The 21,885-nt window shown below is 63.8% G+C and carries 23 protein-coding genes; 15 read left to right on the top strand and 8 right to left on the bottom strand.

What is annotated here, in order from left to right; all coding sequences use genetic code 11:
- The 3 genes from fliD to AC5IJH_RS04505 all read right to left on the bottom strand — a co-directional run.
- A partial coding sequence (gene fliD / locus AC5IJH_RS04515; protein ID WP_491901607.1) for a flagellar filament capping protein FliD occupies positions 1 to 1,080 on the bottom strand: 1,080 nt, incomplete at its 3' end.
- A 129-nt stretch (positions 1,081 to 1,209) separates the two neighbouring features.
- Positions 1,210 to 2,112, bottom strand: coding sequence for a flagellin N-terminal helical domain-containing protein (locus tag AC5IJH_RS04510; protein WP_491901606.1), 903 nt, complete (start codon positions 2,110 to 2,112; stop codon positions 1,210 to 1,212).
- A 182-nt stretch (positions 2,113 to 2,294) separates the two neighbouring features.
- The gene (locus AC5IJH_RS04505; RefSeq protein WP_491901605.1) at positions 2,295 to 2,765 is read right to left on the bottom strand and encodes a secondary thiamine-phosphate synthase enzyme YjbQ; all 471 of its coding nucleotides are present in this window, start codon (positions 2,763 to 2,765) and stop codon (positions 2,295 to 2,297) included.
- A 64-nt stretch (positions 2,766 to 2,829) separates the two neighbouring features.
- On the opposite strand from AC5IJH_RS04505, the gene AC5IJH_RS04500 reads away from it, so the two are divergent.
- The 6 genes from AC5IJH_RS04500 to AC5IJH_RS04475 all read left to right on the top strand — a co-directional run bounded on the left by AC5IJH_RS04500 (position 2,830) and on the right by AC5IJH_RS04475 (position 9,197).
- The gene (locus tag AC5IJH_RS04500) at positions 2,830 to 3,642 is read left to right on the top strand and encodes an endonuclease III domain-containing protein (protein WP_491901604.1); all 813 of its coding nucleotides are present in this window, start codon (positions 2,830 to 2,832) and stop codon (positions 3,640 to 3,642) included.
- Positions 3,643 to 3,648: 6 nt separating this feature from the next.
- Positions 3,649 to 4,839: a permease gene (locus tag AC5IJH_RS04495; RefSeq protein ID WP_491901603.1), complete on the top strand. Its 1,191-nt coding sequence runs from the start codon at positions 3,649 to 3,651 to the stop codon at positions 4,837 to 4,839.
- On the top strand, positions 4,836 to 5,474 hold the full coding sequence (locus AC5IJH_RS04490; RefSeq protein ID WP_491901602.1) for a non-canonical purine NTP pyrophosphatase: 639 nt from the start codon (positions 4,836 to 4,838) through the stop codon (positions 5,472 to 5,474). Before AC5IJH_RS04495 ends, AC5IJH_RS04490 begins: the two co-directional genes overlap by 4 nt.
- 294 nt (positions 5,475 to 5,768) lie before the next feature.
- Positions 5,769 to 6,458, top strand: coding sequence for a succinate dehydrogenase cytochrome b subunit (locus tag AC5IJH_RS04485; protein WP_491901601.1), 690 nt, complete (start codon positions 5,769 to 5,771; stop codon positions 6,456 to 6,458).
- Positions 6,459 to 8,372, top strand: coding sequence for a fumarate reductase/succinate dehydrogenase flavoprotein subunit (locus AC5IJH_RS04480; protein WP_491901600.1), 1,914 nt, complete (start codon positions 6,459 to 6,461; stop codon positions 8,370 to 8,372).
- Positions 8,373 to 9,197 carry a succinate dehydrogenase/fumarate reductase iron-sulfur subunit gene (locus AC5IJH_RS04475; protein ID WP_491901599.1) on the top strand — a complete coding sequence of 275 codons (825 nt, stop codon included), beginning with the start codon at positions 8,373 to 8,375 and terminating at the stop codon, positions 9,195 to 9,197. It abuts the gene before it with no gap.
- Positions 9,198 to 9,271: 74 nt separating this feature from the next.
- Here AC5IJH_RS04475 and AC5IJH_RS04470 read toward each other — a convergent pair whose 3' ends face one another.
- Positions 9,272 to 9,481 (bottom strand): hypothetical protein, encoded by a 210-nt coding sequence (locus tag AC5IJH_RS04470; RefSeq protein WP_491901598.1) that lies wholly within the window; start codon positions 9,479 to 9,481, stop codon positions 9,272 to 9,274.
- Between the two features lie 179 nt (positions 9,482 to 9,660).
- Here AC5IJH_RS04470 and AC5IJH_RS04465 point away from each other — a divergent pair, with 179 nt between their 5' ends.
- From AC5IJH_RS04465 to AC5IJH_RS04455, 3 genes are read left to right on the top strand one after another with little or no spacing between them, the layout of a single operon-like run.
- Entirely contained in the window at positions 9,661 to 10,866 is a 1,206-nt protein-coding gene (locus AC5IJH_RS04465; protein ID WP_491901597.1) for a dipeptidase, read from the top strand.
- Between the two features lie 34 nt (positions 10,867 to 10,900).
- Positions 10,901 to 11,605, top strand: a complete 705-nt coding sequence (locus AC5IJH_RS04460) for an aspartate/glutamate racemase family protein (protein WP_491901596.1) — start codon at positions 10,901 to 10,903, stop codon at positions 11,603 to 11,605.
- A gap of 18 nt (positions 11,606 to 11,623) precedes the next feature.
- Positions 11,624 to 11,893 carry a DUF2277 domain-containing protein gene (locus AC5IJH_RS04455; RefSeq protein ID WP_491901595.1) on the top strand — a complete coding sequence of 90 codons (270 nt, stop codon included), beginning with the start codon at positions 11,624 to 11,626 and terminating at the stop codon, positions 11,891 to 11,893.
- 43 nt (positions 11,894 to 11,936) lie between these two features.
- Here AC5IJH_RS04455 and AC5IJH_RS04450 read toward each other — a convergent pair whose 3' ends face one another.
- Positions 11,937 to 12,116 carry a hypothetical protein gene (locus AC5IJH_RS04450; RefSeq protein WP_491901594.1) on the bottom strand — a complete coding sequence of 60 codons (180 nt, stop codon included), beginning with the start codon at positions 12,114 to 12,116 and terminating at the stop codon, positions 11,937 to 11,939.
- A 60-nt stretch (positions 12,117 to 12,176) separates the two neighbouring features.
- Entirely contained in the window at positions 12,177 to 12,479 is a 303-nt protein-coding gene (locus AC5IJH_RS04445; RefSeq protein ID WP_491901593.1) for an EthD family reductase, read from the bottom strand.
- 190 nt (positions 12,480 to 12,669) lie between these two features.
- Between AC5IJH_RS04445 and AC5IJH_RS04440 the strand changes: the two genes are divergently transcribed.
- Positions 12,670 to 13,353 (top strand): peptidylprolyl isomerase, encoded by a 684-nt coding sequence (locus tag AC5IJH_RS04440; RefSeq protein ID WP_491901592.1) that lies wholly within the window; start codon positions 12,670 to 12,672, stop codon positions 13,351 to 13,353.
- Positions 13,354 to 13,429: 76 nt separating this feature from the next.
- Entirely contained in the window at positions 13,430 to 13,960 is a 531-nt protein-coding gene (locus AC5IJH_RS04435) for a peptidylprolyl isomerase (RefSeq protein ID WP_491901591.1), read from the top strand.
- A 94-nt stretch (positions 13,961 to 14,054) separates the two neighbouring features.
- Here the strand turns inward: AC5IJH_RS04435 and mdh are convergent, their stop codons facing one another.
- Together mdh and AC5IJH_RS04425 are read right to left on the bottom strand one after the other, a co-directional pair.
- Complete coding sequence (gene mdh / locus AC5IJH_RS04430) at positions 14,055 to 14,981, bottom strand: malate dehydrogenase (RefSeq protein WP_491901590.1); 927 nt, start codon at positions 14,979 to 14,981, stop codon at positions 14,055 to 14,057.
- A 24-nt stretch (positions 14,982 to 15,005) separates the two neighbouring features.
- Positions 15,006 to 16,400, bottom strand: coding sequence for an NADP-dependent isocitrate dehydrogenase (locus AC5IJH_RS04425; RefSeq protein WP_491901589.1), 1,395 nt, complete (start codon positions 16,398 to 16,400; stop codon positions 15,006 to 15,008).
- A 131-nt stretch (positions 16,401 to 16,531) separates the two neighbouring features.
- On the opposite strand from AC5IJH_RS04425, the gene AC5IJH_RS04420 reads away from it, so the two are divergent.
- The 4 genes from AC5IJH_RS04420 to AC5IJH_RS04405 all read left to right on the top strand — a co-directional run bounded on the left by AC5IJH_RS04420 (position 16,532) and on the right by AC5IJH_RS04405 (position 21,877).
- The gene (locus AC5IJH_RS04420; protein ID WP_491901588.1) at positions 16,532 to 16,810 is read left to right on the top strand and encodes a hypothetical protein; all 279 of its coding nucleotides are present in this window, start codon (positions 16,532 to 16,534) and stop codon (positions 16,808 to 16,810) included.
- A gap of 68 nt (positions 16,811 to 16,878) precedes the next feature.
- Positions 16,879 to 18,000, top strand: a complete 1,122-nt coding sequence (locus tag AC5IJH_RS04415; protein WP_491901587.1) for a Gfo/Idh/MocA family protein — start codon at positions 16,879 to 16,881, stop codon at positions 17,998 to 18,000.
- 81 nt (positions 18,001 to 18,081) lie between these two features.
- On the top strand, positions 18,082 to 20,637 hold the full coding sequence (locus AC5IJH_RS04410) for an ABC transporter permease (RefSeq protein ID WP_491901586.1): 2,556 nt from the start codon (positions 18,082 to 18,084) through the stop codon (positions 20,635 to 20,637).
- Positions 20,638 to 20,713: 76 nt separating this feature from the next.
- On the top strand, positions 20,714 to 21,877 hold the full coding sequence (locus AC5IJH_RS04405; protein WP_491901585.1) for an epoxide hydrolase family protein: 1,164 nt from the start codon (positions 20,714 to 20,716) through the stop codon (positions 21,875 to 21,877).
- Positions 21,878 to 21,885: the final 8 nt, after the last annotated feature.

The following is a 21,885-nucleotide window of genomic DNA, read 5'->3' as shown; positions in this document are numbered from 1 at the left end:
AAAAAAAGCCTGCACCCCGGCGAAGTTGTTATCGAGCACCGTGCTGAGCTGGTCGCTATTCAGCCTGAGCGTGCCATCGTTATTGAACGAGATCCCGATCTGACTGACGGTCGAGAGCGAGGTGCCCGCCTGCGCGGTAAGGGCGCCCGCGAGCGTCTGCTGCAGCGAAGAGATCAGGGGTGAGCCAAAGAGTGGCTGAGCTGCACCGGTGCTGTCCTTGCCCTCCTGTGCAGAGAGCGCGCTGATGACGGCGTTGTAGTCCTTGACGAAAGCCGAGACCGCGCTGATGACGGACTGAGTGTCGTTGTCGATCTGCAACTGCGCAGGACTACTTGTCGTCGAGAGCACCTGAATGGTCACGCCCTGGATCACGTTCGTGAGCGTATTGGTCCCACTGGTGATCGATACGCCGTCGACAGTGAGCAGCGCATCCTGACCGGCTTGACCGGCAGTGAGCGTGAGGGCTGCGCCGGTCGTCACGTCCGTCAATGCACTGCTATCGATCGTGACCTGTCCGGCGCTGCCGCTGGTCTGGCTGATCAGGCTGAGCCGCGAGCCCGTTGCGTCAGTGACGATGCTGGCGGAGACGCCGATGCCGGCCCGGTTGATGGTCGATGCCAGCCCTGCCAGTGTGTTGTTGTTGGAATCGACAGTGATGCTCTGCGCTGCGCCGGTGCCAACGTGCAGTGTGAGCGTTCCGCTGAGGGAATCCGCACGCGCAATCGAAGAAGACGCGTAGGTCGAGCTCAGCGCGAGCTGCTGAACGGAGACAGAGTGGCTGCCTGCGCTTGCGTCTGAGGTCGCCGAGAGCAGGGCGACGGCGCTGTTGTTCGAGCTCGATCCCTGCTTGCCGGAGAGAACACCGGTGACGTCGGTCAGGGACGTGAGGTCATTTGACAGCGTGGATAGCAGACCGCCGAGGCTGGAGATGACGGTGTCCTGCTTTTGATACGCTGCGAGTTGCGTTTTGTACGGCGCCTCGGTGTTCTGGATCTGCGTGACGATCTGTGTCACCGTGCTGGCGACGTCGAAGCCCTGGCCGCTGGTGGGTGAGCCGAAGCTAAGCCCGATGGTTCCCATGGAGTGCTCCCCGAGTGCATTTGAGCGAAAAAAAGCGCGGGCGGTTCGCTCGGTACCGCCCGCGGAAATCAGGATGGAGGGTTGTGGGGAACCGCGCGGGCCGGGAGGCAAGCACCCGCGCGGCAGGGACTACTGGAGAAGCTTAGTGACGGCCTGCTGCGTGCTGTTGGCCTGCGCCAGAGCGCTGATACCGGTCTGGGTCAGGATCTGAAACTTCGACAGCTCTGAAGTGGCCTTGGTGTAATCGGTTGCGAGGATCGAGTTCTCGGCCGAGGCCAGGTTCTCGCTCTGTGTGGTCTCAACACCCGAGATGGCGTTCAGTGTGTTGATCTGCGAACCGAGGTAGCCGCGCTGCCCGGCGATGTTGCTGATCGCGCTGCCGATTGCGGTGAGAGCGGCTTGCGCATTGGCGCTGGACGTCAAATTCGTGGCGGAGAGATCCGTGCTGGTACCCGCCGCGTAGGAGATGGTGCCCGGCGTGGTGCCCGCGGCAGCAGTGTAGGAGATGGCGCCGTTGGCATCGCCCACCTTGGTGCTCGAAAGTGCAGAGATAGACAGCGTATCGACCGACGTGCCGGTCGCGGTGCCATCGCTGGTGTAGATGGACGTGGTGCTGCCGAACACAGCCTGACCGTTGTAGGTCGTGGTCGCGCCGATGTTGTTGATTTCGGCGAGGATCGACTGGTACTCCTGGTTGGCTGCCGAATCCTGCGAGCTGTTGAGTGTGCCGTTGCCCGCTTCGGTGGCCAGCGTGACCGCGCGATTCAGCAGGTTGTTGACCTGCGACAGGGCTCCGTCCGCGGTTTGCAGCAGACCGGCGCCGAGCTTCACGTTGGCAGCCGACTGGGTCAGCGCCGACTGGTTGGCCTGCAAGCCGTTGGCCAGGGAGAGGCCGGCCGCGTCGTCCGCGCCGGAGTTGATGCGCGAACCGGAAGAAAGCTGCGTGAGCACGTTCTGCAGGCTGGACTGCGTGTTGCTCAGGTTGTTTGCAGCGTAGGTTGCGGAGATGTTGTTCAGTACACCTAGTGCCATAGCGTCGGCTCCTGTCGATGCGAAGTTCGTGGCCCCGCTCACGTGAGTCCGTGAGACGGAAGCCGCAGTCTCTAGAGCCTGAGCGCCTCCGGTCTACCTGAAGCTGCTCTCTCTAGCTGGACGTTTTATCGGCAGGGGTCGAGGTAACTTTACGGGTGATGCCGGAGAATGTGCCGGCGCGGTTACTTTTCGCTGGTCGAAGCGAGGCCAAGCACCTTGACGATGACGCGCTTGGTGCGCTGTCCGTCGAACTCTGCATAGAAGATGCGCTGCCAGGTGCCGAGGTCCAGCCGGCCGCCGGTGACGGGCAGCGTCGTCTCATGGTGCAGGAGCAGCGCTTTCAGGTGCGCATCGGCATTGTCCTCGCCGGTCTGGTGGTGGCGATACTCCGGGCGCGCGGGGGCGAGCTGCTCGAGCCACTCCGAGACGTCATGGATGAGTCCGCTCTCGTTGTCGTTGACGTAGATGGCCGCCGTGATGTGCATGGGCGAGACGAAGCAGAGGCCGTCATCGACGCCGCTTTCGCGCACGATGCGATCGACCTCGTCGGTGATGTGCACCATCTCGTAACGCTGGCGCGTGTGCATCTCGAGATAGCGGGTGTGGCTGCGCCAGCCGGCGGAGCTGGTGCGCGTGATGGATGCTTTGGGCATGGCGTTCGTCCTCGCTTGCGTGTGGCTTGGTCCAACTGTGTGTTTGCTTGATCTAATAGATCAGATGCCCCGCCGCACATCGTCTACCCCGAGCAAGCACTCTGCCCCGGAGCAACCCTCTGCCGAGAGCACGCGGCTGGCACGCCGGCTACGCGAGTTGTACGAGCAGCTCGCGGCAGCGTACGGGCCGCAGCACTGGTGGCCGGCAGAGACGCCGCTCGAAGTGGTGATCGGCGCGTACCTGACGCAGAACACGTCGTGGCGCGGGGTTGAGCGTTCGCTCGAGAATCTGCGCATGCATAGTCTGCTGCCGCGCTCGGCGAGCGATGCCGACCAGCGAGAGGTCGCGGCAAAGCTGCTCGCGAGGCCGGAGGACGAGTTGCGAACTCTGCTGAGGCCGTCCGGCTACATGGTGCGGAAGACGGTGGCGGTGCGTGCGTTTCTCGGCTTCCTGTTTGCGGAGGCGGAGGGTTCGCTGGCGCGGCTCGCGGCCATGCCGATGGAGACGCTGCGGCCCAAGCTGCTGGCGTTGCCCGGCGTCGGTCCCGAGACGGCAGATGCCATCCTGCTGTACGCACTTGGCCAGCCGGCGATGGTGGTGGATGAGTATCTGCGGCGCGTCGCGGTGCGGCATGGGCTGGCGCCCGAGCGGGCAACGTACGACGAGTTACAGCAGCTTGCGTGGCGTGCGTTCGGCGAGGAACGCGGCCATGCAAGCGTGGCGCACGCAAGTGAATTTCATGCGCTGATTGTGATGGTCGGGAAGGAGCACTGCGGCCCCAGGCCGCGTTGTGCAGGCTGCCCGCTGGCCTCGTTCCCTGCCCCGTTGCGTATCGGTTCAATGAACGAAACGCTCGTAGAGCATGAGCGCATCTAGATCAATATGAGCATTCTTCACGCGATCGGGCATGCGCTTGAGATGGCCGCCCTGATGGGCTGGCAGATGCTGTGGGCGCTGGTACTCGGCTTTGCACTCTCCGCAGTCGTGCAGGCTACGGTGTCGCGCGAGCGTGTCGCAAAGCTGATGCCGGATAGTGGCCCACGCAGCCTCGCAATCGCCTCGGGGCTGGGCGCAGCGTCGTCGTCGTGTTCCTACGCAGCGGTGGCGCTGGCTCGCACGCTGTTTCGCAAGGGCGCGGACTTCCGCGCGGCGATGGCGTTCGAGTTTGCGTCGACCAACCTGGTGTTCGAGCTCGGCCTGACATTGCTGGTGCTGCTGGGCTGGCGCTTCGCGGTCGCGGAGTTTGTCGGCGGTCCGATCATGATTGTGCTGCTGGCGCTGATGATGGGCGCGGTGGTGCGGCGGCGCATGGTCGATGCGGCACGACAGCAGGCCGAGCGTGGCGTGCTGGGCCGCATGGAGGGGCACGCGGCGATGGACATGAGCGCCAAGGGCGCCACCTGGCAGCAGCGGCTGCGCTCACCCGAGGCATTCACCGCGATCAGCAACATCTTCGTGATGGAGTGGGCCGCTGTGCTGGGCGATATCGTGCTCGGGCTGGTGCTGTCCGGGTGCATTGCGGCCTGGGTGCCGGCGAGCTTCTGGCAGCACTTCTTCCTGGTCGGCCACCCGGCACTGGCGCGCTGGTGGGGGCCGCTGGCCGGGCCACTGGTGGCGCTGGTGTCGTTTGTGTGCTCGGTGGGAAATGTACCGCTGGCGGCCGTGCTGTGGCAGCACGGACTCAGCTTTGGCGGCGTGGTCGCCTTTCTGTTCGGCGATCTGATCATCCTGCCAATCGTGAACATCCATCGCAAGTACTACGGCTGGCACATGGCGCTGACGCTGCTTGCGCTCTACTACGTGGCGATGGCGGGAGCGGCCCTGGCCGTCGAGGGCATCTTCGCCGCGCTGCACCTGACGCCACGCGCTCATGGCAGCAGCATGGCGATGCAGGACAGCTTTCGCTGGGACCATACGGCAGTGCTGAACATCATCTTTCTCGCGCTTGCGGCGGTGCTGGTAGCGCGCTTCCTGCGCTCCGGCGGAGCGGGTATGCTGCGGCACATGGATGAGCCGATGGATGAGCATGCGATGCACGAGGGACACGGCCACGAGTCCGGTCACGCGGCGTGAGCGCGACCGGAGGCGGCCTTTACGCAGGAGCGCTGTACGTCGCGAGCTCGAATGCAGGCAAGCTGCGCGATTTCCGTGCGGCGGCTGAGGTCTTCGACGTTGAACTGCTGGAGCTGCCCGGACTGCGCGACGTGCCTCCACCGGCGGAGGATGGCGCGACCTTTGAGGCGAACGCACGGCAGAAGGCGCTGGCCTACAGCCATGTGCAGCCCGGGCTGCTGGTGCTTGCGGATGATTCGGGGCTCGAAGTGGATGCGCTCGACGGCGAGCCGGGGGTACGGTCCGCGCGTTTTGCAGACGACGCGTGCTATGGAAACGAGTGGGACACAGTGGCTACGCGCAACAACGCGTACCTGCTGGAGCGGCTGAGCGCCTGCGCCCCCAGCGCACTCTGGGCGGCGCGGTATCGGTGTGCACTGGCCGTGGCGCGCGATGGCATCGTGCTGCGCGTGGCCGAGGGCGCGGTCGAGGGGCAGATCCGCCCCGAGGCGCGCGGCAGCGGCGGCTTCGGCTACGACCCGCTGTTCTGGCTGCCGGAGCTGGGCCTCACGATGGCGGAGGTCGACCTCGCGACCAAGCAGCGGCTCAGCCATCGTGGACGCGCGCTGGTGACGTTGCTGAAGGCGATGGAGTGACGTCATGCGAGCGCGAGGGACTGCATCGTGCTCGCCGAGCACAGCGCGACGCCAGAACGATCGGACTTACGCTGACGAGCGGCTGTTACGAAGGGGCGCAAACTGTTGAGGCTCCTGCCTTGACGCTGCTTTGATGACCCCTCGATACTAAAGAGTGGCATTCCCACTCCGATCTGCCGATCCTCTGCATGTGACAACGAGCACCGGTTGCGCAACGGGCGACCGAGCAGACGTGTGTGCGCATGAGATCGGCGTGGGAGTGACGGCGGGATCGATGAAGGAAGGCGGCACTCGATGAGTACGGCAGCGGTCGAACTGATGAAGGTGAAGACCCCGAGCTTCTGGGGCTCGACGAACGGCAAGAAAGCCGTGATGGCGGTGACCGGGGCGGTGCTGTTCGTCTTCGTGGTGGGCCACCTGGCGGGCAATCTGCAGGTCTTCGAGGGCCCGGAAAAGCTGAACACCTACGGCAAGCTGCTGCACAACCTGGGCGAGTTGCTGTGGCCGGTGCGCCTCATCCTGCTGCTCTGCGTGGGTCTGCATATCCTGGCGACGGTGCAACTGGCGCTCGCGAAAAAGCGTGCGCGTCCGGTGGGCTACTCGGCAAAGAAGGCGATCGCGTCCTCGTACGCGTCACGCACGATGTACTGGAGCGGGCCGATCGTGCTCGCGTTCATCATCTTCCACCTGCTGCACTTCACAGCCGGCTACATCCACCCCGGGTCACAGTTCATCGAGGGTGACATATATCACAACGTGATCTCCGGCTTTCAGGTGTGGTGGGTTTCGGCGTGGTACATCTTCGCCATCGTGCTGCTGGGCTTGCACCTGCGGCATGGACTGTGGAGCGCTTTTCAGTCGCTTGGCATGAATCATCCGCGCCACACGCCGGTGCTGAAGAGCGCCGCGTGGATCATCGCGGTGGCGATTGTGCTGGGCTACATTTCGATTCCGATCAGTGTGCTGCTAGGGGTGGTGCGATAAATGATTCTCGACTCAAAGCTTCCTTCCGGACCGATTGAGACAGCATGGGAGCGCTCGCGCTTCGACCTGAAGCTGGTAAACCCGGCGAACAAGCGCAAGCACTCGGTGATTGTGGTCGGCTCCGGGCTGGCCGGTGCTTCGGCCGCGGCCACGCTGGGTGAGCTCGGCTATAAGGTGAAGTGCTTCTGCTTCCAGGATTCGCCGCGCCGTGCGCACTCCATTGCCGCGCAGGGCGGCATCAACGCCGCAAAGAACTACCAGAACGACGGCGACAGCATTTACCGGCTCTTCTATGACACGGTCAAGGGCGGCGACTTCCGCGCGCGCGAGGCGAACGTGTACCGCCTGGCCGAGATCAGCGTGCACATCATCGACCAGTGCGTGGCGCAGGGCGTGCCCTTTGCGCGTGAGTACGGCGGCACGCTGACCAATCGCTCCTTCGGTGGCGCGCAGGTGTCGCGCACGTTCTACGCGCGAGGACAGACAGGCCAGCAGCTCCTGCTGGGCGCCTACCAGGCGCTCGAGCGCCAGGTGCATACCGGCTCTGTCGAGATGTATGCGCGCACCGAGATGGTGGACCTGATCGTGGTCGATGGCCGCGCGCGCGGCATCGTGACGCGCAACCTGGTGACCGGCGAGATCTCCACCCAGATCGCAGACGCAGTGATCCTGGCGAGCGGCGGCTATGGCAACGTCTACTACCTGTCGACCAACGCCAAGGGTTCGAACGTCACCGCGAGCTGGCGTGCGCACAAGCGCGGCGCGCTGTTCGCGAACCCCTGCTACACGCAGATCCATCCGACGTGTATTCCGGTCTCGGGCGAGTACCAGTCGAAGCTGACGCTGATGTCGGAGTCGCTGCGCAACGACGGCCGCATCTGGGTGCCGCTCGTGAAGGGCGACAAGCGCTCTCCCGATCAGATTCCAGAGGCGGAGCGCGACTATTACCTGGAGCGGCGGTATCCGAGCTTTGGCAACCTGGTGCCGCGCGACGTAGCGTCGCGCAATGCGAAGGCTGTATGCGATGAGGGCCGCGGTGTCGGCGAGAGCGGCCTGGGCGTGTATCTCGACTTCTCCGACGCGATCCGCCGCCTGGGCGAGAACACGATCCGCGAGCGCTACGGCAACCTGTTCGACATGTACCAGCGCATCACGGATGAGAATCCGTACAAGGTGCCGATGCGGATCTACCCTGCCATTCACTACACCATGGGCGGGCTGTGGGTGGACTACAACCTGCAGAGCACAATTCCGGGGCTGTTCGTGCTGGGTGAGGCGAACTTCTCCGACCACGGCGCGAACCGGCTGGGCGCGAGCGCGCTGATGCAGGGGCTCTCCGATGGCTACTTCGTCATTCCCTACACGCTCGGCAACTACCTGGCCACGAACAAGCTGGACGCGGTGCAGGAGAACAATGCCGAGGTGCGCAACGCGGTCGCCTGCGTCGAAGAGACGATCCAGAAGCTGCTCTCGATCAAGGGCCGGCGCACGGTGGATTCGTTCCATCGCGAGCTGGGCAAGATCGTGTGGGATTACTGCGGCATGTCGCGCACGGCCGAGGGACTGGAGCACGCAATCGGCGAGATCCGTCGGCTGCGCGATGAGTTCTGGGAGAACGTCACCGTGCCGGGTTCCGATAAGGACCTGAACCAGAGTCTTGAGAAGGCTGGCCGCGTGGCCGACTTCCTCGAACTGGGCGAGCTGATGTGCATTGACGCACTGAACCGCAACGAGAGCTGCGGCGGCCACTTCCGCGAGGAGTACCAGACGCCGGACGGCGAAGCGAAGCGCGACGACGAGCACTACTCCTATGTGGCGGCGTGGGGCTATCGCGGACCGGGCAACCAGCCGGAGCTCTACAAGGAACCGTTGGAATTCGAGTACGTGCACCCGAGTCAGAGGAGCTACAAGTAGATGCGAATGACCCTGAAAGTATGGCGGCAGACAGGCCGCAAGGGCGAGGGCAAGTTCGTCAGGTATCCGGTAGAGAACGTCAACCCCGAGATGTCCATGCTCGAGTGCCTGGACGTGTTGAACGAGGGGCTGATCGAGCGCGGGGAAGAACCGATCGCGTTCGAGCACGACTGCCGCGAGGGCATCTGCGGCTCCTGCGGGTTCATGATCAACGGCATCGCGCACGGGCCGGAGCGGGCGACCACGGTCTGCCAGCTCACCATGCGGCACTTCAAGGATGGCGAAGAGCTGATCATCGAGCCATGGCGGGCAGCGGCCTTCCCGGTGATCAAGGACCTGGTGGTTGATCGGCGCGCGTTCGACCGGATCATTGCAGCGGGCGGTTACATTTCCGTCTCGACGGGCAATGCGCCGGACGGCAATGCGATCCCGGTGAGCAAGGAGACGGCCGACCGCGCGATGGATGCGGCAGCCTGCATCGCGTGTGGCGCGTGCGTGGCGGCCTGCCCGAATGCCTCGGCAGCGCTCTACACGGGCGCGAAGATCTCTCACCTCAGCGTGCTACCCCAGGGCGCTCCGGAGCGCGATCACCGCGCGCGGCATATGGTGGCGCAGATGAATGCCGAAAACTTCGGCGGCTGCACCAACATCGGTGAGTGCACCGGCGCCTGCCCAAAGGAGATTCAGCTTGAGGTGATCGCGACCATGAACCGCGATTACATCCGCGGCAGCTGGCGCAAGCGCGATGACGAAGTGCGCGTGGTGACGCCGATGACGGAGTGGAGCACGGGCTCGAAGCTGAAGGTGGACTCGCACCCCGGCTAGTCCGCAGTGAACCGTAACGACAAAGAGCCCCGGCCTGTGTGCCGGGGCTCTTCTCTTTCTGCCGTCCTGGGGAGCTACACGTTGTGACCGTGCGGATCGCTCTCGACGATGATGTCTTTGCCTTCCTCATCCTTGCGCTGACGTTCCAAACCGCGACCGGCCATCTCACCGGCGATCCGGTTCAGGCGATCGTGCGATCCCTCGTCCGGAGTCGATTTGGCGTGCGTGTCCGGATGCGCGGGGCGTGCGACGTCCTTCTTGGTGTCTTTCACGATGGGCTGCATGAGTCACCTCTTCCCTGATGGATGGGGCGACCGGGGTAGGGGTTGCCGCTTTGCTACACTCGGAGTCCATGAAGCTGCCCGCAGCTCTTCTGCTTTCTTTCAGTTGCTGCACTTCTCCGGTGCTGGCACAAACCTCAGCCGCCGCGCCGCACCCGAGCTCGCCCCCGAAACCACACACGATGACACAATCCGGAACGCACGCCGCCGCAGGTCCCGCCTTCTTTGTGGACACGCATGCCGACACTCCACAGCGCATGCTGGACGAGCAGTACGACCTGACGCAGCCGCTGAACGGCGGGATGGTGAACTTTGCCGCGGCGAAGCAGGGCAACCTGGGCGCAGAGTTCTTTTCGATCTGGGTGGAGCCGAAGTTCTACCAGGGCCACTACGCGCGGCGCACGCTGGAGCTGATCGACGTTGTGCACCAGGCGGCGCTCGCGCATCCGGACCAGATGATGATGGCCTACTCGGTGGCTGACATCGAGCGTGCGCACCGCGAGCACAAACTGGCTGCGCTGATGGGGATCGAGGGCGGGCACTCGATCGAGAATTCGCTGGGGCTCCTGCGCGACTACTATCGGCTGGGCGTGCGCTACATGACGCTGACCTGGTCTAACTCGAATGACTGGGCCGATTCGTCCGGCGACATCAACGATGCGAAGGTGCCGCACACGCAGGAGGGGCTGAACGAATTCGGCAAGGACGTGGTGTACGAGATGAACCGGCTGGGCATGATGGTCGATATCTCGCACGTGGCAGACAAGACGTTCTACCGGACGCTGATCCTGAGCCGTGCGCCGGTGATCGCGTCGCACTCCTCGGCACGGGCGATCACGAATGCGCCGCGCAACATGACGGACGAGATGCTGCGGGCGCTCGCCAACAATGGCGGCGTGGCGCAGGTGAACTTCTTCTCCGGCTTTCTCTCGAACGACTGGCTGAAGGCGTGGCAGGCCCAGGCGCCAGAGCGCGAGGCGGCAGAGAAGGCCGCGCGGGAGCAGGCCAAGGCTGAAGGCAAGCCCTGGGTCTATGCGCAGGAAGAGAAGATGGACAACGCGTTCGCTGCGAAAATCCCGCGACCGCCGCTGAGCGCGTTGATCGATCACATCGACCACATGGTGAAGGTGGCGGGCATCGATCATGTCGGCATCGGGTCGGACTTCGACGGCATTCCATCGGCGCCGGAAGGGATCGATTCCGCGGCGGACCTGCCGAAGATCACGGCGGCGCTGAAGCAGCGCGGTTACAGCGAGGCGGACTGCGCGAAGATCATGAACGGCAACCTGCTGCGCGTCTTCGGCGAGGTGGAGAAGGTGAGCCGGCAGTTGCAGGCGCAGGAGCGGGGTCGGCCTCAGATTACGGAACAGCAGCCGTTTCATAAGTAGGCGGCGGCGATCAACCGCCGCGAGGATCATTGGAGTGCGCAAGAGACTGGGTCGCTGTGTCGGCTTGCTCGGCGGCTTTGGCGTCGCCGCTTCCGTCTTCTACTACAAGGGGCTCGCGAAGGCGCACGATGACCGTGGCGTGATCCTGGACTTGGTGATGACGCACGGAGACGTGCCGCGTGTACTGGCGTATGTGCAGGCCGAAGATCGACTCGGACTCACGGAGTATCTGCTCGGCTACATCCAGCGTCTCGAAGCGGCAGGCGCAACATGTGCCGTGCTGCCGGCTGTCACGCCGCATTACTGCATTCACGAGCTCCAGGCGCGGTCACCGCTTCCCGTGTTCAACCTGTTTGATCCGCTCCAGCGCAAGCTCGCTGCGCGTGGCGTCCGCAGAGTGGCCGTCTTCGGCACGAAGTTTGTCATGCAGTCGAAGCTCTACGGATTGCTGCCTGGCATTGAGATCGTGCCCTGGAGGACGGACGAGGAAACCTACATCTACGAGACGTACACCGACCTGGCGCTGCGTGGAGGCGGAACGGAAGCGCAGTACGCGGGCCTCAGCGCTCTGGCAGAAGCGATGTGCGGACGCGAGAGAGTCGACGCGATTCTTCTGGCCGGGACTGATCTAGCGTCGGCGTTCGACGCGTCACACGCAAGGTTTCCGTTCGTGGACTGTGCCGCGGTTCATCTGGAAGACATCGCAGCGCGGGTGCTCGGAGACGACCAGCACGCGTAGGCGCATGGGGGTGCAACGATGTGTCGCAATATCAAGATGCTGTTCAACTTCGAGCCGCCCGTCACACCGGACGACATTCGCGCGGCGTCGCTGCAGTATGTGCGCAAGATCAGCGGCTTCAGCAAGCCGTCGAAGGCCAACGAAGCGGCGTTCGCGGCTGCAGTGGAAGAGGTGACGGCTGCCTCTGCGCGGCTGCTCGGCTTGCTCGAGACGCAGGCTCCTCCGCGCAGCCGCGAGGAAGAGGCTGCCAAGGCGCGGGCTCGCAATGCGGCCCGCTTTCCCGCCTGACAGCCGTCTTGCGGGCTGCAGCTTTGCGTGCAGCGGGCCGGATTTAAACCCAGGCGCGAATCGGCCGCAGCGCCGGGTAGAGACCGGACAAATCCGTGACGAATTGGCGTACACGCGTGCGCAGTGCGCGCACGGCGACGAGCCAGAGCACGCGGCGTCCCCAGCGGCTTTGCATCAGGTAGCGGCTGGCGAAGAAGAAGAGGCGGCGCTTCAGGAATCCCATGAGTTTCCTCCTGCGTGAGTGAGATGCGTGGGTCAGGGCACTGGGTCATTCCCGCGAGAATCAGACCTCTCGCGTATCGAACAGAAATATCTCGTGTGGCCCGAGGTTCTGCGCGTCCGCCCCAGCAGCCTGGCCCTCCGGACTGCCAAGGCCTGCTTGCAGAGCAGACATGCTGTCGAAGTGCAGCGTGGCAAGCAGGTGGACGCCCGAGGGGCCGGCCGGACCACCGACCGGGCCATGGCTGATCTCGAACTTGCGCAGTCCCGGAACTTTCTTCGCCAGCGGAATGTGCGTCGCGGCATAGTGCTGATCGAATGCGGCTGGATCTGTCGGAGTCTTGTAGATCACGACCATTTTCGCCATCGTTGGAAACCTCTCTCGCCGAGCTCACGGAGCAGCTGAGTTAAGTGTGCACCTCAGCTCGTGCTTTACAAACCAAGACTACGCGATGGCCCCGGTGGCGCGTTTCCGAGCGGATGCAGTACCCTGAATTTTGGATTTGTGCATGCATTCTGTTCGACGACTTCTCTGCGCGTTCGCTCTCTCTGTCAACGTGGCCTCGGCCCAGCAGACCACGCCGCCGCCGCCCTCGGCGGAACTGCCAGACTCACCCGGCGCACAGGTGCCCGCTCCCGTGGAGCCGACCGGTCCCATGGCTGTGTTCGACACCAGCATGGGCCGCATCACGTGCCGCCTGTTCGACAAGCAGGCGCCGCAGACAGTCGAGAATTTTATCGGGCTGGCGCAGGGCACCAAGGACTGGAGCGACCCGACCACGCACGAGAAGGTGCACGGCAAGCCGTTTTACGACGGCACGATCTTTCATCGCGTGATCCCTGGATTCATGGCGCAGGGGGGCGATCTGCTGGGCAACGGCATGGGTGACCCGGGCTACTACATACCGGACGAGATCAATCCGTCGCTGATGTTCAACCTGCCGGGGCGGTTGGCAATGGCCAACTCCGGGCCGAACACGGACGGCTCGCAGTTCTTCATCACCGAGGAGCCGTATCCGACGCTCAATGGAAATTACACCGTGTTCGGGCAATGCGATCCATCATCGGTGCTGGTGGTGAAGTCCATCACGCGCGTGGAGCGCGATCCGCGGGACAAGCCGCTGACGCCAGTGGTGCTGAAGAAGGTGAGCATTGTGCCGGCCGGGCAGCCTCTGCCGCCTAAGCCAGCAGAGGCCGCCGCTCCCGCGCCAGCGCCAGCGCTCGAGGCGCGGCCACACTAGATTCTTGCAGTGCGGCATTGTGCCGCGCTACCCCTACCAAGACGCGAAGAGTCAACAAAGAAAGCAGGAGACACGAATGGCAAGAAACCCAGGCACGTATGCCGTACTGAATACCAGCGAGGGCACGATTGTGTGCCGTCTGTTTGAACAGGAAGCGCCAAAGACGGTGACGAACTTCATCGAGCTGGCCGAAGGCAAGCGCGAGTGGAGTGACCCGAACACACGGCAGAAGTCGACCAAGAAGCTGTACGACGGCACTGTCTTCCACCGCATCATTCCCGACTTCATGATCCAGGGCGGCGACCCCGCGGGCACCGGCATGGGCGGCCCGGGCTACCGCTTCGAAGATGAGACCAAGGGCTCGCAGCATCGCTTCGACAAGGCAGGCAAGCTGGCCATGGCGAACGCCGGGCCAAATACGAACGGCTCGCAGTTCTTCATCACGACGGCCAACACGGAGTGGCTGACAGGAAAGCACACCATCTTCGGCGAAGTGGTGGAGGGCCAGGACATTGCTGAGAAGATCAGCCGGCTGCCGCGCGGCGCGCAGGACAAGCCGAAGACGCCCGTGGTGCTCGAGAGTGTAACGATCGAGCGCGTGTCGTAAGCGCTTGATTTCGGCTGCAAAGAGGAGGGCGAGGCCAATGGCCTCGCCCTTACTGTTTCGCGCGGTACGACTCCTCGCTTCGCGAGGGTGCCGACTAGACGCCAATGACGGCGCAGAGCTCCTTGACCGAGTCAGCGCTCTTCTGCAGGGCGGCCTGCTCTTCGGGTGTGAGCTTGATCTCGATGATCTGCTCGAGGCCACGCTCGCCAAGCTTGCAGGGGACGCCAATGTAGTAGCCCTTGATGCCGTACTCGCCTTCGAGATACGCCGCGCAGGGCAGTATCTTCTTCTTGTCCTTGAGGATCGCCTCGACCATCTCGACCGCAGCGGCAGAGGGCGCATAGTAAGCGGAGCCGGTCTTCAGGTGCTTGACGATCTCCGCACCACCATCGCGCGTGCGCTGGACGATGCGATCGATGACGGGCTGGCTCATCAACTCTGCAATCGGAATGCCGGCTACGGTGGAGTAGCGCGGCAGCGGGACCATGGTGTCGCCGTGGCCACCAAGCACAAAGGCTGTGACGTTCTCGACCGAGACCTTCAGCTCTTCCGCGATGAAGGTGCGGTAGCGTGCTGAATCAAGCACGCCGGCCATGCCGATGACGCGCTCGCGGTTGAACTTCGACTGCTTGAACGCCGCCTGCGCCATGGCATCGAGGGGGTTCGAGACGATGATCAGGATGGAGTTCGGCGCGACCGCGGTGATCTTGTTCACCACGTCGGACATGATCTTGTAATTGGTCTGCAGCAGGTCATCGCGGCTCATGCCCGGCTTGCGCGGAATGCCGGCAGTGATGACGACGATGTCGGAGTTCGCGGCTTCGGCGTAGTCGTTCGCGCCGATCACGTTCACGTCACGCTTCTCAATCGGCATGGCCTCGAGCAGGTCGAGCGCCTTGCCCTGGGGAATGCCTTCGGCGACGTCGATCAGCACGACATCGGCCAGTTCCTTGGCAGCGATCCAGTGTGCAGCGGTAGCGCCGACGTTGCCGGCGCCCACGATAGTGACTTTCTTGCGCATGTCTCTCCTATGTGTCTTGTGCGGTTACATGTTAGCGATCATTCGCGTGGCGAACTCGCTGGTCTTCACCTTGGTGGCACCCTGCATCTGGCGCTCGAAGTCGTAGGTGACGTACTTCTGCTGGATGGTCTTCTCCATGGACGACTCGACCAGGCGGGCGGCTTCGCTCCAGCCGAGGAAGTCGAGCAGCATGACACCCGAGAGCATGACCGATCCGGGATTGATTACGTCCTTGTCGGCGTACTTAGGCGCGGTACCGTGGGTGGCTTCGAAGACGGCATAGCCGGCCCCGACGTTCGCGCCAGGCGCGATGCCGAGTCCCCCGACCTGCGCTGCGGCAGCGTCGGAGATGTAGTCGCCATTCAGGTTCGAGGTGGCGAGCACGCTGTAGTCCTCGGGCCGGATGATGATCTGCTGGAAGATCGAGTCCGCGATACGATCGTTAATGAGGATCTTCTCGCGCCACTTGCCGCTGCCGTGCGTGCTGCCGATGGCGTCGAGCGTGGAGCGAATCTCCTGGTAGAGCTCCTGGCGGAACTGATCGGAGCCGAACTCGAGGCCGGGCTCGATCAATGCGGCGTTCTGCTCGATGGTGAGGCCGGGATTGGTTTCGAGGTTGCCGAGGATCCAGCTCTCGCGCTCGGTGACGGTGTCGTTGCGAAACTCCTGCGTCGCGACCTCATAGCCCCATTCGCGGAACGCGCCTTCTGTGAACTTCTGAATGTTGCCCTTGTGGACCAGCGTGACCGTCCTGCGCTTATTGTCGATCGCGTACTGGATCGCGGCGCGCACCAGGCGCTTGGTGCCGAATATGGAGATGGGCTTGATGCCGACGCCCGAGTCGGCGCGCACCTTCTTCTTGCCGCCCATGTCATTGTTCAGGAAGTCGATCAGCTTCTTCGCCTCGGGGGTTCCCTGGCGGAACTCGATGCCGCTGTACACGTCTTCCGTGTTCTCGCGGAAGATCACCACGTCGAGCTTCTCCGGATGCTTTACCGGGCTGGGCACGCCGCTGTAGTACTTCACGGGCCGGATGCACGCGTACAGATCGAGCACCTGGCGCAGCGTAACGTTAAGCGAGCGGATGCCGCCGCCGACAGGCGTGGTGAGCGGCCCCTTGATGGACACGCGCAGATCGCGCGCGGCGTTCACGCTGTCGTCGGGCAGCCAGTTCTGGAACTGCCGGTAGGCTTTTTCGCCGGCGTAGATCTCATACCAGGCGATGCTGCGCTTGCCGCCATAGGCCTTCTCCACCGCTGCATCGAAGACGCGCTGCGAGGCGCGCCAGATATCGCGTCCGGTGCCATCACCTTCGATGTAAGGAACGATGGGGTGATCGGGAACCTGGTACGCGCCGTTGACATACTCGATCGGCTGGCCGCCCTGGGGCAGGGCGACGCCGTTATAAGTGGTCTGCATGAAGTCCGGGTGCTCCGTGGATGGAAGTCCGTTGATAAGTGCCTGACAACCGTCCACGCTACCATCCGGATTCCGCCTGTGGCAACGCAGCCGGGCCGCGGCGCGCGATGTAGATTCCAATAGGAGGACCGATGCCAAACCTGATCGGATTAGAGTGGGATGACGCCACCGCTTTCGAAATCCAGAATAAGGGCTGGTATGAGCAAGCCCAGTTGCGGTTGGACGACGGAACGCTCAAGCCCCTCAGCTTCTGGGATTCCGTTCGCTTAGCCCAAGAACTGAAGGAACATTTCGCATCTGGTAGGAGATTCTTCGCGGAGCAAAACCTCATCGTACTCCCGCTGCTCACGGAGGTGGCGATACGAGACGCAGTCGAAGAGCTCCTTGCGAAGGGTTTCTTCGGTCCTTGACTTAGGCGTATATACGATTCGTAATCATGCTACATTCCTCAGACCAAAGTATTGCTAGAGTGGTGGGCGTGCTGAAGCCCCGTGTCCTTGTCTCTCTCCTGCTCTGTGCCCTGGGAACGTTCGCTCCAGGTGCGTCTGCGCAATCGTCTGCCTCGGTACGCGTCGCGATCGTCGGCCTGGTGCATGGCCACGTGTCCGGGCTGCTCGATCACCTGCCGAGCCACAGAGACGTGCAGCTGGTCGGCATCTCGGATCCGGATGCCTCGCTGCGCCAGAAGTACGCGGCGCAGTACCACCTCGATCCCAAGCTGTTCTTCCCGACCGAGGCGGCGATGCTCGACGCGACGCATCCGCAGGCGGTGCTGGTCTACACGTCGATCGCGGATCATCGCGCCGCCATCGAGGAGGCAGCGCGGCATCACGTCGCATCCATGGTGGAGAAGCCGCTGGCCACGACGGTTGAGGATGCGCTGGCGATCCGCAAGATCGCGCGTGAGCAGAAGGTGCCGGTGCTGGTGAATTTCGAGACGACCTGGTACGCCTCGAACCGCGCGGCGCATGACGAGCTCGAAGCCGGAAAGCTGGGGCCGCTGCGCAAGCTGGTGGTGCACGACGGGCACAAGGGGCCGCAGGAGATCGGCGTGCAGCCGGAGTTTCTGAAGTGGCTGACCGATCCGGCGAAGAACGGCGCGGGCGCGCTGTTCGACTTCGGCTGCTATGGCGCGGACCTGGCGACATGGCTGATGCACGGCGAGACGCCGACGACGGTCACGGCAGTGGCACAGCAGTTGAAGCCCGAGGTCTACCCGAAGGTGGACGACGAGGGCACGATCATCCTGACCTACCCGCATGCGCAGGTGATCATCCAGGCTTCATGGAACTGGCCGTTCGACCGGAAGGACATGGAGGTGTACGGCGCGACCGGTTCCCTGATGACGGTGAAGACCGATCGGGTGCGCGAGCGGCTGGCCGGGCAGGCTGCGGCCGAAGAGCGCGCAGCAACGCCGCTCCCCGCGCCCGAGGATGATTCCCTGCACTACCTGGCCGCGGTGCTGAACAACAAGCTGCAACCGAAGGGCGATCTTACGGCGCTCGATACGAACATGGTCGTCGTGCAGATCCTGGACGCGGCGCGCACATCGGCGCACAGCGGTCGCACCGTGAAGCTGGCTCCGCTGCCACTCCAATAGTTCGCTGCATCTTTTCCGCGGAACAGCCGCACATCATCCTGCGTACTACCAGGCGAGACCACTCGAGAGGGGCTCGCCTCCATGGAAACGTTGCGGCAGGATGTCTCTTACGCGCTGCGCCAGATGCGCCAGTCGCCGATGTTTACGCTGACCGCCATGTTGACGCTGGCGCTCGGCATCGGCGCGACCACAGCGATCTTCTCGCTGATCCACACGGTGATGTTGAAGTCCCTGCCCGTCGTCGATCCGGCGAGCCTCTATCGCATCGGCGAAGGCAGCGACTGCTGTGTCGAGGGCGGCCCGCAGGAGAACTGGGGCATGTTCTCGTACCCGTTCTATCTGCGGATGAAGGCGGCCACGCCAGAGTTCAGCGAGTTGGCTGCGTTCCAGGCGGGCGGCAAAATGGTGAGTGTGCGGCGCGGCGACTCCGACCGCATCGCGAAGCCGCTCCGCGCCGAGTTTATCTCCGGGAACTACTTTTCGACATTTGGACTCAGCGCCTTCGCCGGCCGCACGATCACGCCAAGCGACGACAAGCGGGGCGCACCACCCGCCGCGATGCTGACCCATCGCACATGGCAGCAGAAGTACGGCGCCGATCGCAACATTCTAGGGTCCACGCTGGTACTCGACGGACATCCGTTCACCATTGTCGGCATCACGCCGCCCGGCTACTTCGGCGAGACGCTCCGCAGCGATCCGCCAGACGTCTGGCTGCCCATTCAGCAGGAGCCGACGCTGCGCGGCAGCAATTCCCTGCTGCCCCATTTCCAGGCGTGGCTGCGCGTGATCGGCCGATTGAAGCCGGGGGCGACCACGGCAACGCTACCCGCACGTATGACCAGCCTGCTGCGCGCGTGGCTCGTGGACGAGAGCGGCATGCCGGCAGCGTGGATGAGCGGCATCAAGGCCACGCTGCCGAAGCAGGTCGTTCACGTCGTGCCGGCGGGCAGCGGCGTGATGGTGATGAAGTCGGAGTACGCGGACAGCCTGCGGATCCTGCTGGCCGTGTGCTGTCTGGTGTTGCTGATCGCCTGCGCAAACATCGCGAATCTGCTGCTGGCACGCGGCGCATCGCGGCGTACGCCAACGGCGGTTCGACTGGCGCTGGGCGCGTCACGAAAGCGGCTCATTCGCCAGGCGCTGACCGAGAGTGTCGTGCTGTCTGTGTTCGGGGGAATTGCCGGCCTGCTGTTCGCATACGCCGGCGTCAAGGCCGTGGTCGCGCTCGCGTTCCGCGGTGCGCATTATGTGCCGATCGCGGCCACGCCTTCGCTGCCGGTGCTGGGCTTTGCGTTCGCGCTCTCTCTGGTGACTGGGCTGCTCTTCGGCACCGCTCCCGCGTGGCTGGCCTCGCATGCGCATCCGGCAGAGGCGCTGCGCGGAGCAAATCGCAGCGCCGGAGATCGCGCATCGCTTTCGCAGAAGGTGCTGATCATCCTGCAGGCGGCGCTCTCTGTGGTGCTGCTGGCCGGGGCCGGCCTGCTGACGCACAGCCTTGAAAAGCTGCAGCACCAGGACTTCGGCTACCGGACAGACAATCGCACGACCATCAGTCTGACGGCCCCATTCGCGTCGTACACACCAGCGCAGGTTGACACGATGAATCGCGAGCTGGAGGAGCGGCTCAATCACCTACCGGGTGTGGTGCGCGCGTCGCTTGCGCAGTACACGCCGACGCAGGACAACTGGGGCGAGATGGTGATCCGGCAGGGACATGGCGTCCCAGGCATGAACGAGAAGGCCGGCTCATCGTGGGATCACGTGTGGCCGGGGTATCTCGAGACGATGGGGCAACAGATCGTGCGTGGCCGCTCGCTGACCGATCAGGACACGGCAACAACGCGTCCCGTGGCGGTGGTGGATGAGAACTTTGTACAACGCTTCTTCAAGCCAGGCGAGGACCCGATCGGCGCGCACTTCGGGCTGGATGTGCCGCAGTACAACAGCACCTACGAGATTGTGGGTGTGGTGCGGCGCGCCAAGTACATGGACCTGGCAAACACCGAAGAGCCGCGCCCCATCTTTTACGTCCCGCTGACCCAGCGCATCAAGTACGACGTCGACATCATGCAATCGATCGAGACAAGCACGCACTACATTGAGGGCGCGGTGCTTGAAACGCACGGCAGCACGGAGGGACTCGAGGCAGCGGTACGCCGCGCATTCAGCGATGTCGATCCAAATCTGACGCTGCTGGACATGCAGACCCTGCAGGAGCAGGTGGATCAGAACTTCGACCAGCAGCGAGCGGTGGCGCGCATGACGGGCCTGTTCGGCGTGCTCGCACTGGTGCTGGCCGCGGTCGGGCTGTACGGCGTCACGGCGTACACGGTCGAGCGGCGCACCAGCGAGATCGGTGTGCGGATGGCACTGGGCGCAAATCGGCAGAACGTAATCCGGCTGGTGCTGCGCGGTGCATTCACGCAAGTACTCGCCGGGCTGGCTATCGGCATTCCTGTCTCACTGCTGACATCACGGCTGATCGCGGCCAAGCTCTACCAGGTGAAAAGCTGGGACCCGCTTGTGCTCGGCAGCGCCATCCTCGCACTGAGCGTGTGCGCGCTGGTGGCGAGCATTGTGCCCGCACAGCGCGCGGCGTCGATCAACCCGGTGCGGGCTCTGCGCGCAGAGTGATGACGCTCGCGAGTGCACGTCCCGTCCGTGCACGTCATGTCGTGCACGTCTCATGACGGATGAGTAGGCTGGTGCGATGAGTACAGATCCGCGCGTCGTTCCCTTCTCGCTGCCGTATTCGCAAACCGATGTCGATGATCTGCGGCATCGCCTCAGCCGCACACGATGGCCGGATGAGATTGCGGATGCGGGCTGGAGCCAGGGCTTCCCGCGCGAGACGTTGCGCGAGCTCTGCGCCTACTGGCAGGACGGTTTCGACTGGCAGGCGCGGCTGGCGCATGCATCGGCCTTTCCGCACTTTCGCTTCCAGGCAGACGAGCTTGCGATTCATTTCATGCATGCCCGCGGCAAGGGTCCGGCACCGCTGCCGTTGATCCTGACGCATGGTTGGCCAGGCTCCTTTCTTGAGATGCTGCAGATTCTTCCGCCGCTTACCGACCCCGCCGCGCACGGTGGCGATGCAAAAGATGCGTTCGATGTGGTGGTGCCGTCGCTGCCGGGCTTCGGCTATTCAGACAAGCCCAGCCGGCCGGGGATGAATGGGTATCGTGTCGCGGGCATCTGGGTCGAGCTGATGCGTGCCCTCGGCTACGAACGTTTCGGCGCGCAGGGTGGCGACATCGGCTCGATGGTCAGCACCGCGTTGGGGCTGCGACATCGTGAGCATGTCGTGGGCATTCACCTGAACTATGTGCCCGGGTCCTATCGTCCGTGGCTCGCACCCGGCGCGGCACTCAGCAGTGCAGAGCAGGCGTTTCTCGACGCCGGTGCGCGCTGGCGCGACGAGAACGGCGCATACGCACACATCCAAGGCACACGTCCGCAAACCCTGGCTTATGGCGTCAACGACTCGCCGGCCGGACTGGCGGCGTGGCTGCTTGAGAAGTATCGGGAGTGGTCGGACAGTGGCGGCGATCTGTACGGAGCCTTCGATCGCGATGAACTGCTCACCCAGGTGACGCTGTACTGGATGACCCAGAGCGCAGGCTCTTCTTTCCGCATGTACTACGAGAACCGGCGTGCGCCACTGCAGCTTGCAGAGGGCGAACGAGTGCAGCCGCCATGCGGGTTTGCGGTGTTTCCGCGCGAGATCCTGTGGCCGCCGCGGGAGTGGGTGGACCGCGGGTACAACGTGCAGCGCTGGACAGCGATGCCGCGCGGTGGGCACTTCGCCGCGGCAGAGCAGCCGCAACTGCTGGCCGAAGATATCCGCAGCTTCTTTCGTCCGCTGCGCGGGTGAGTTTCACG

Origin of the sequence: Candidatus Dedyshia acidiphila (assembly GCF_051025295.1) — a bacterium.
Taxonomy (GTDB): Bacteria; Acidobacteriota; Terriglobia; order Terriglobales; family Acidobacteriaceae; genus KBS-83.
The sequence above is the reverse complement of the archived record's forward strand: the minus strand, read 5'-3'. Positions and strand labels throughout refer to the sequence as shown.

Coding starts and splice junctions, on each gene's coding strand:
- AC5IJH_RS04510 (WP_491901606.1), bottom strand. CDS start 2,112: ATGGCACTAGGTGTACTGAACAACATCTCCGCAACCTACGCTGCAAAC.
- AC5IJH_RS04505 (WP_491901605.1), bottom strand. CDS start 2,765: ATGCCCAAAGCATCCATCACGCGCACCAGCTCCGCCGGCTGGCGCAGC.
- AC5IJH_RS04500 (WP_491901604.1), top strand. CDS start 2,830: ATGCCCCGCCGCACATCGTCTACCCCGAGCAAGCACTCTGCCCCGGAG.
- AC5IJH_RS04495 (WP_491901603.1), top strand. CDS start 3,649: ATGAGCATTCTTCACGCGATCGGGCATGCGCTTGAGATGGCCGCCCTG.
- AC5IJH_RS04485 (WP_491901601.1), top strand. CDS start 5,769: ATGAGTACGGCAGCGGTCGAACTGATGAAGGTGAAGACCCCGAGCTTC.
- AC5IJH_RS04480 (WP_491901600.1), top strand. CDS start 6,459: ATGATTCTCGACTCAAAGCTTCCTTCCGGACCGATTGAGACAGCATGG.
- AC5IJH_RS04475 (WP_491901599.1), top strand. CDS start 8,373: ATGCGAATGACCCTGAAAGTATGGCGGCAGACAGGCCGCAAGGGCGAG.
- AC5IJH_RS04470 (WP_491901598.1), bottom strand. CDS start 9,481: ATGCAGCCCATCGTGAAAGACACCAAGAAGGACGTCGCACGCCCCGCG.
- AC5IJH_RS04465 (WP_491901597.1), top strand. CDS start 9,661: ATGACACAATCCGGAACGCACGCCGCCGCAGGTCCCGCCTTCTTTGTG.
- AC5IJH_RS04455 (WP_491901595.1), top strand. CDS start 11,624: ATGTGTCGCAATATCAAGATGCTGTTCAACTTCGAGCCGCCCGTCACA.
- AC5IJH_RS04450 (WP_491901594.1), bottom strand. CDS start 12,116: ATGGGATTCCTGAAGCGCCGCCTCTTCTTCTTCGCCAGCCGCTACCTG.
- AC5IJH_RS04445 (WP_491901593.1), bottom strand. CDS start 12,479: ATGGCGAAAATGGTCGTGATCTACAAGACTCCGACAGATCCAGCCGCA.
- AC5IJH_RS04435 (WP_491901591.1), top strand. CDS start 13,430: ATGGCAAGAAACCCAGGCACGTATGCCGTACTGAATACCAGCGAGGGC.
- mdh (WP_491901590.1), bottom strand. CDS start 14,981: ATGCGCAAGAAAGTCACTATCGTGGGCGCCGGCAACGTCGGCGCTACC.
- AC5IJH_RS04425 (WP_491901589.1), bottom strand. CDS start 16,400: ATGCAGACCACTTATAACGGCGTCGCCCTGCCCCAGGGCGGCCAGCCG.
- AC5IJH_RS04420 (WP_491901588.1), top strand. CDS start 16,532: ATGCCAAACCTGATCGGATTAGAGTGGGATGACGCCACCGCTTTCGAA.
- AC5IJH_RS04410 (WP_491901586.1), top strand. CDS start 18,082: ATGGAAACGTTGCGGCAGGATGTCTCTTACGCGCTGCGCCAGATGCGC.
- AC5IJH_RS04405 (WP_491901585.1), top strand. CDS start 20,714: ATGAGTACAGATCCGCGCGTCGTTCCCTTCTCGCTGCCGTATTCGCAA.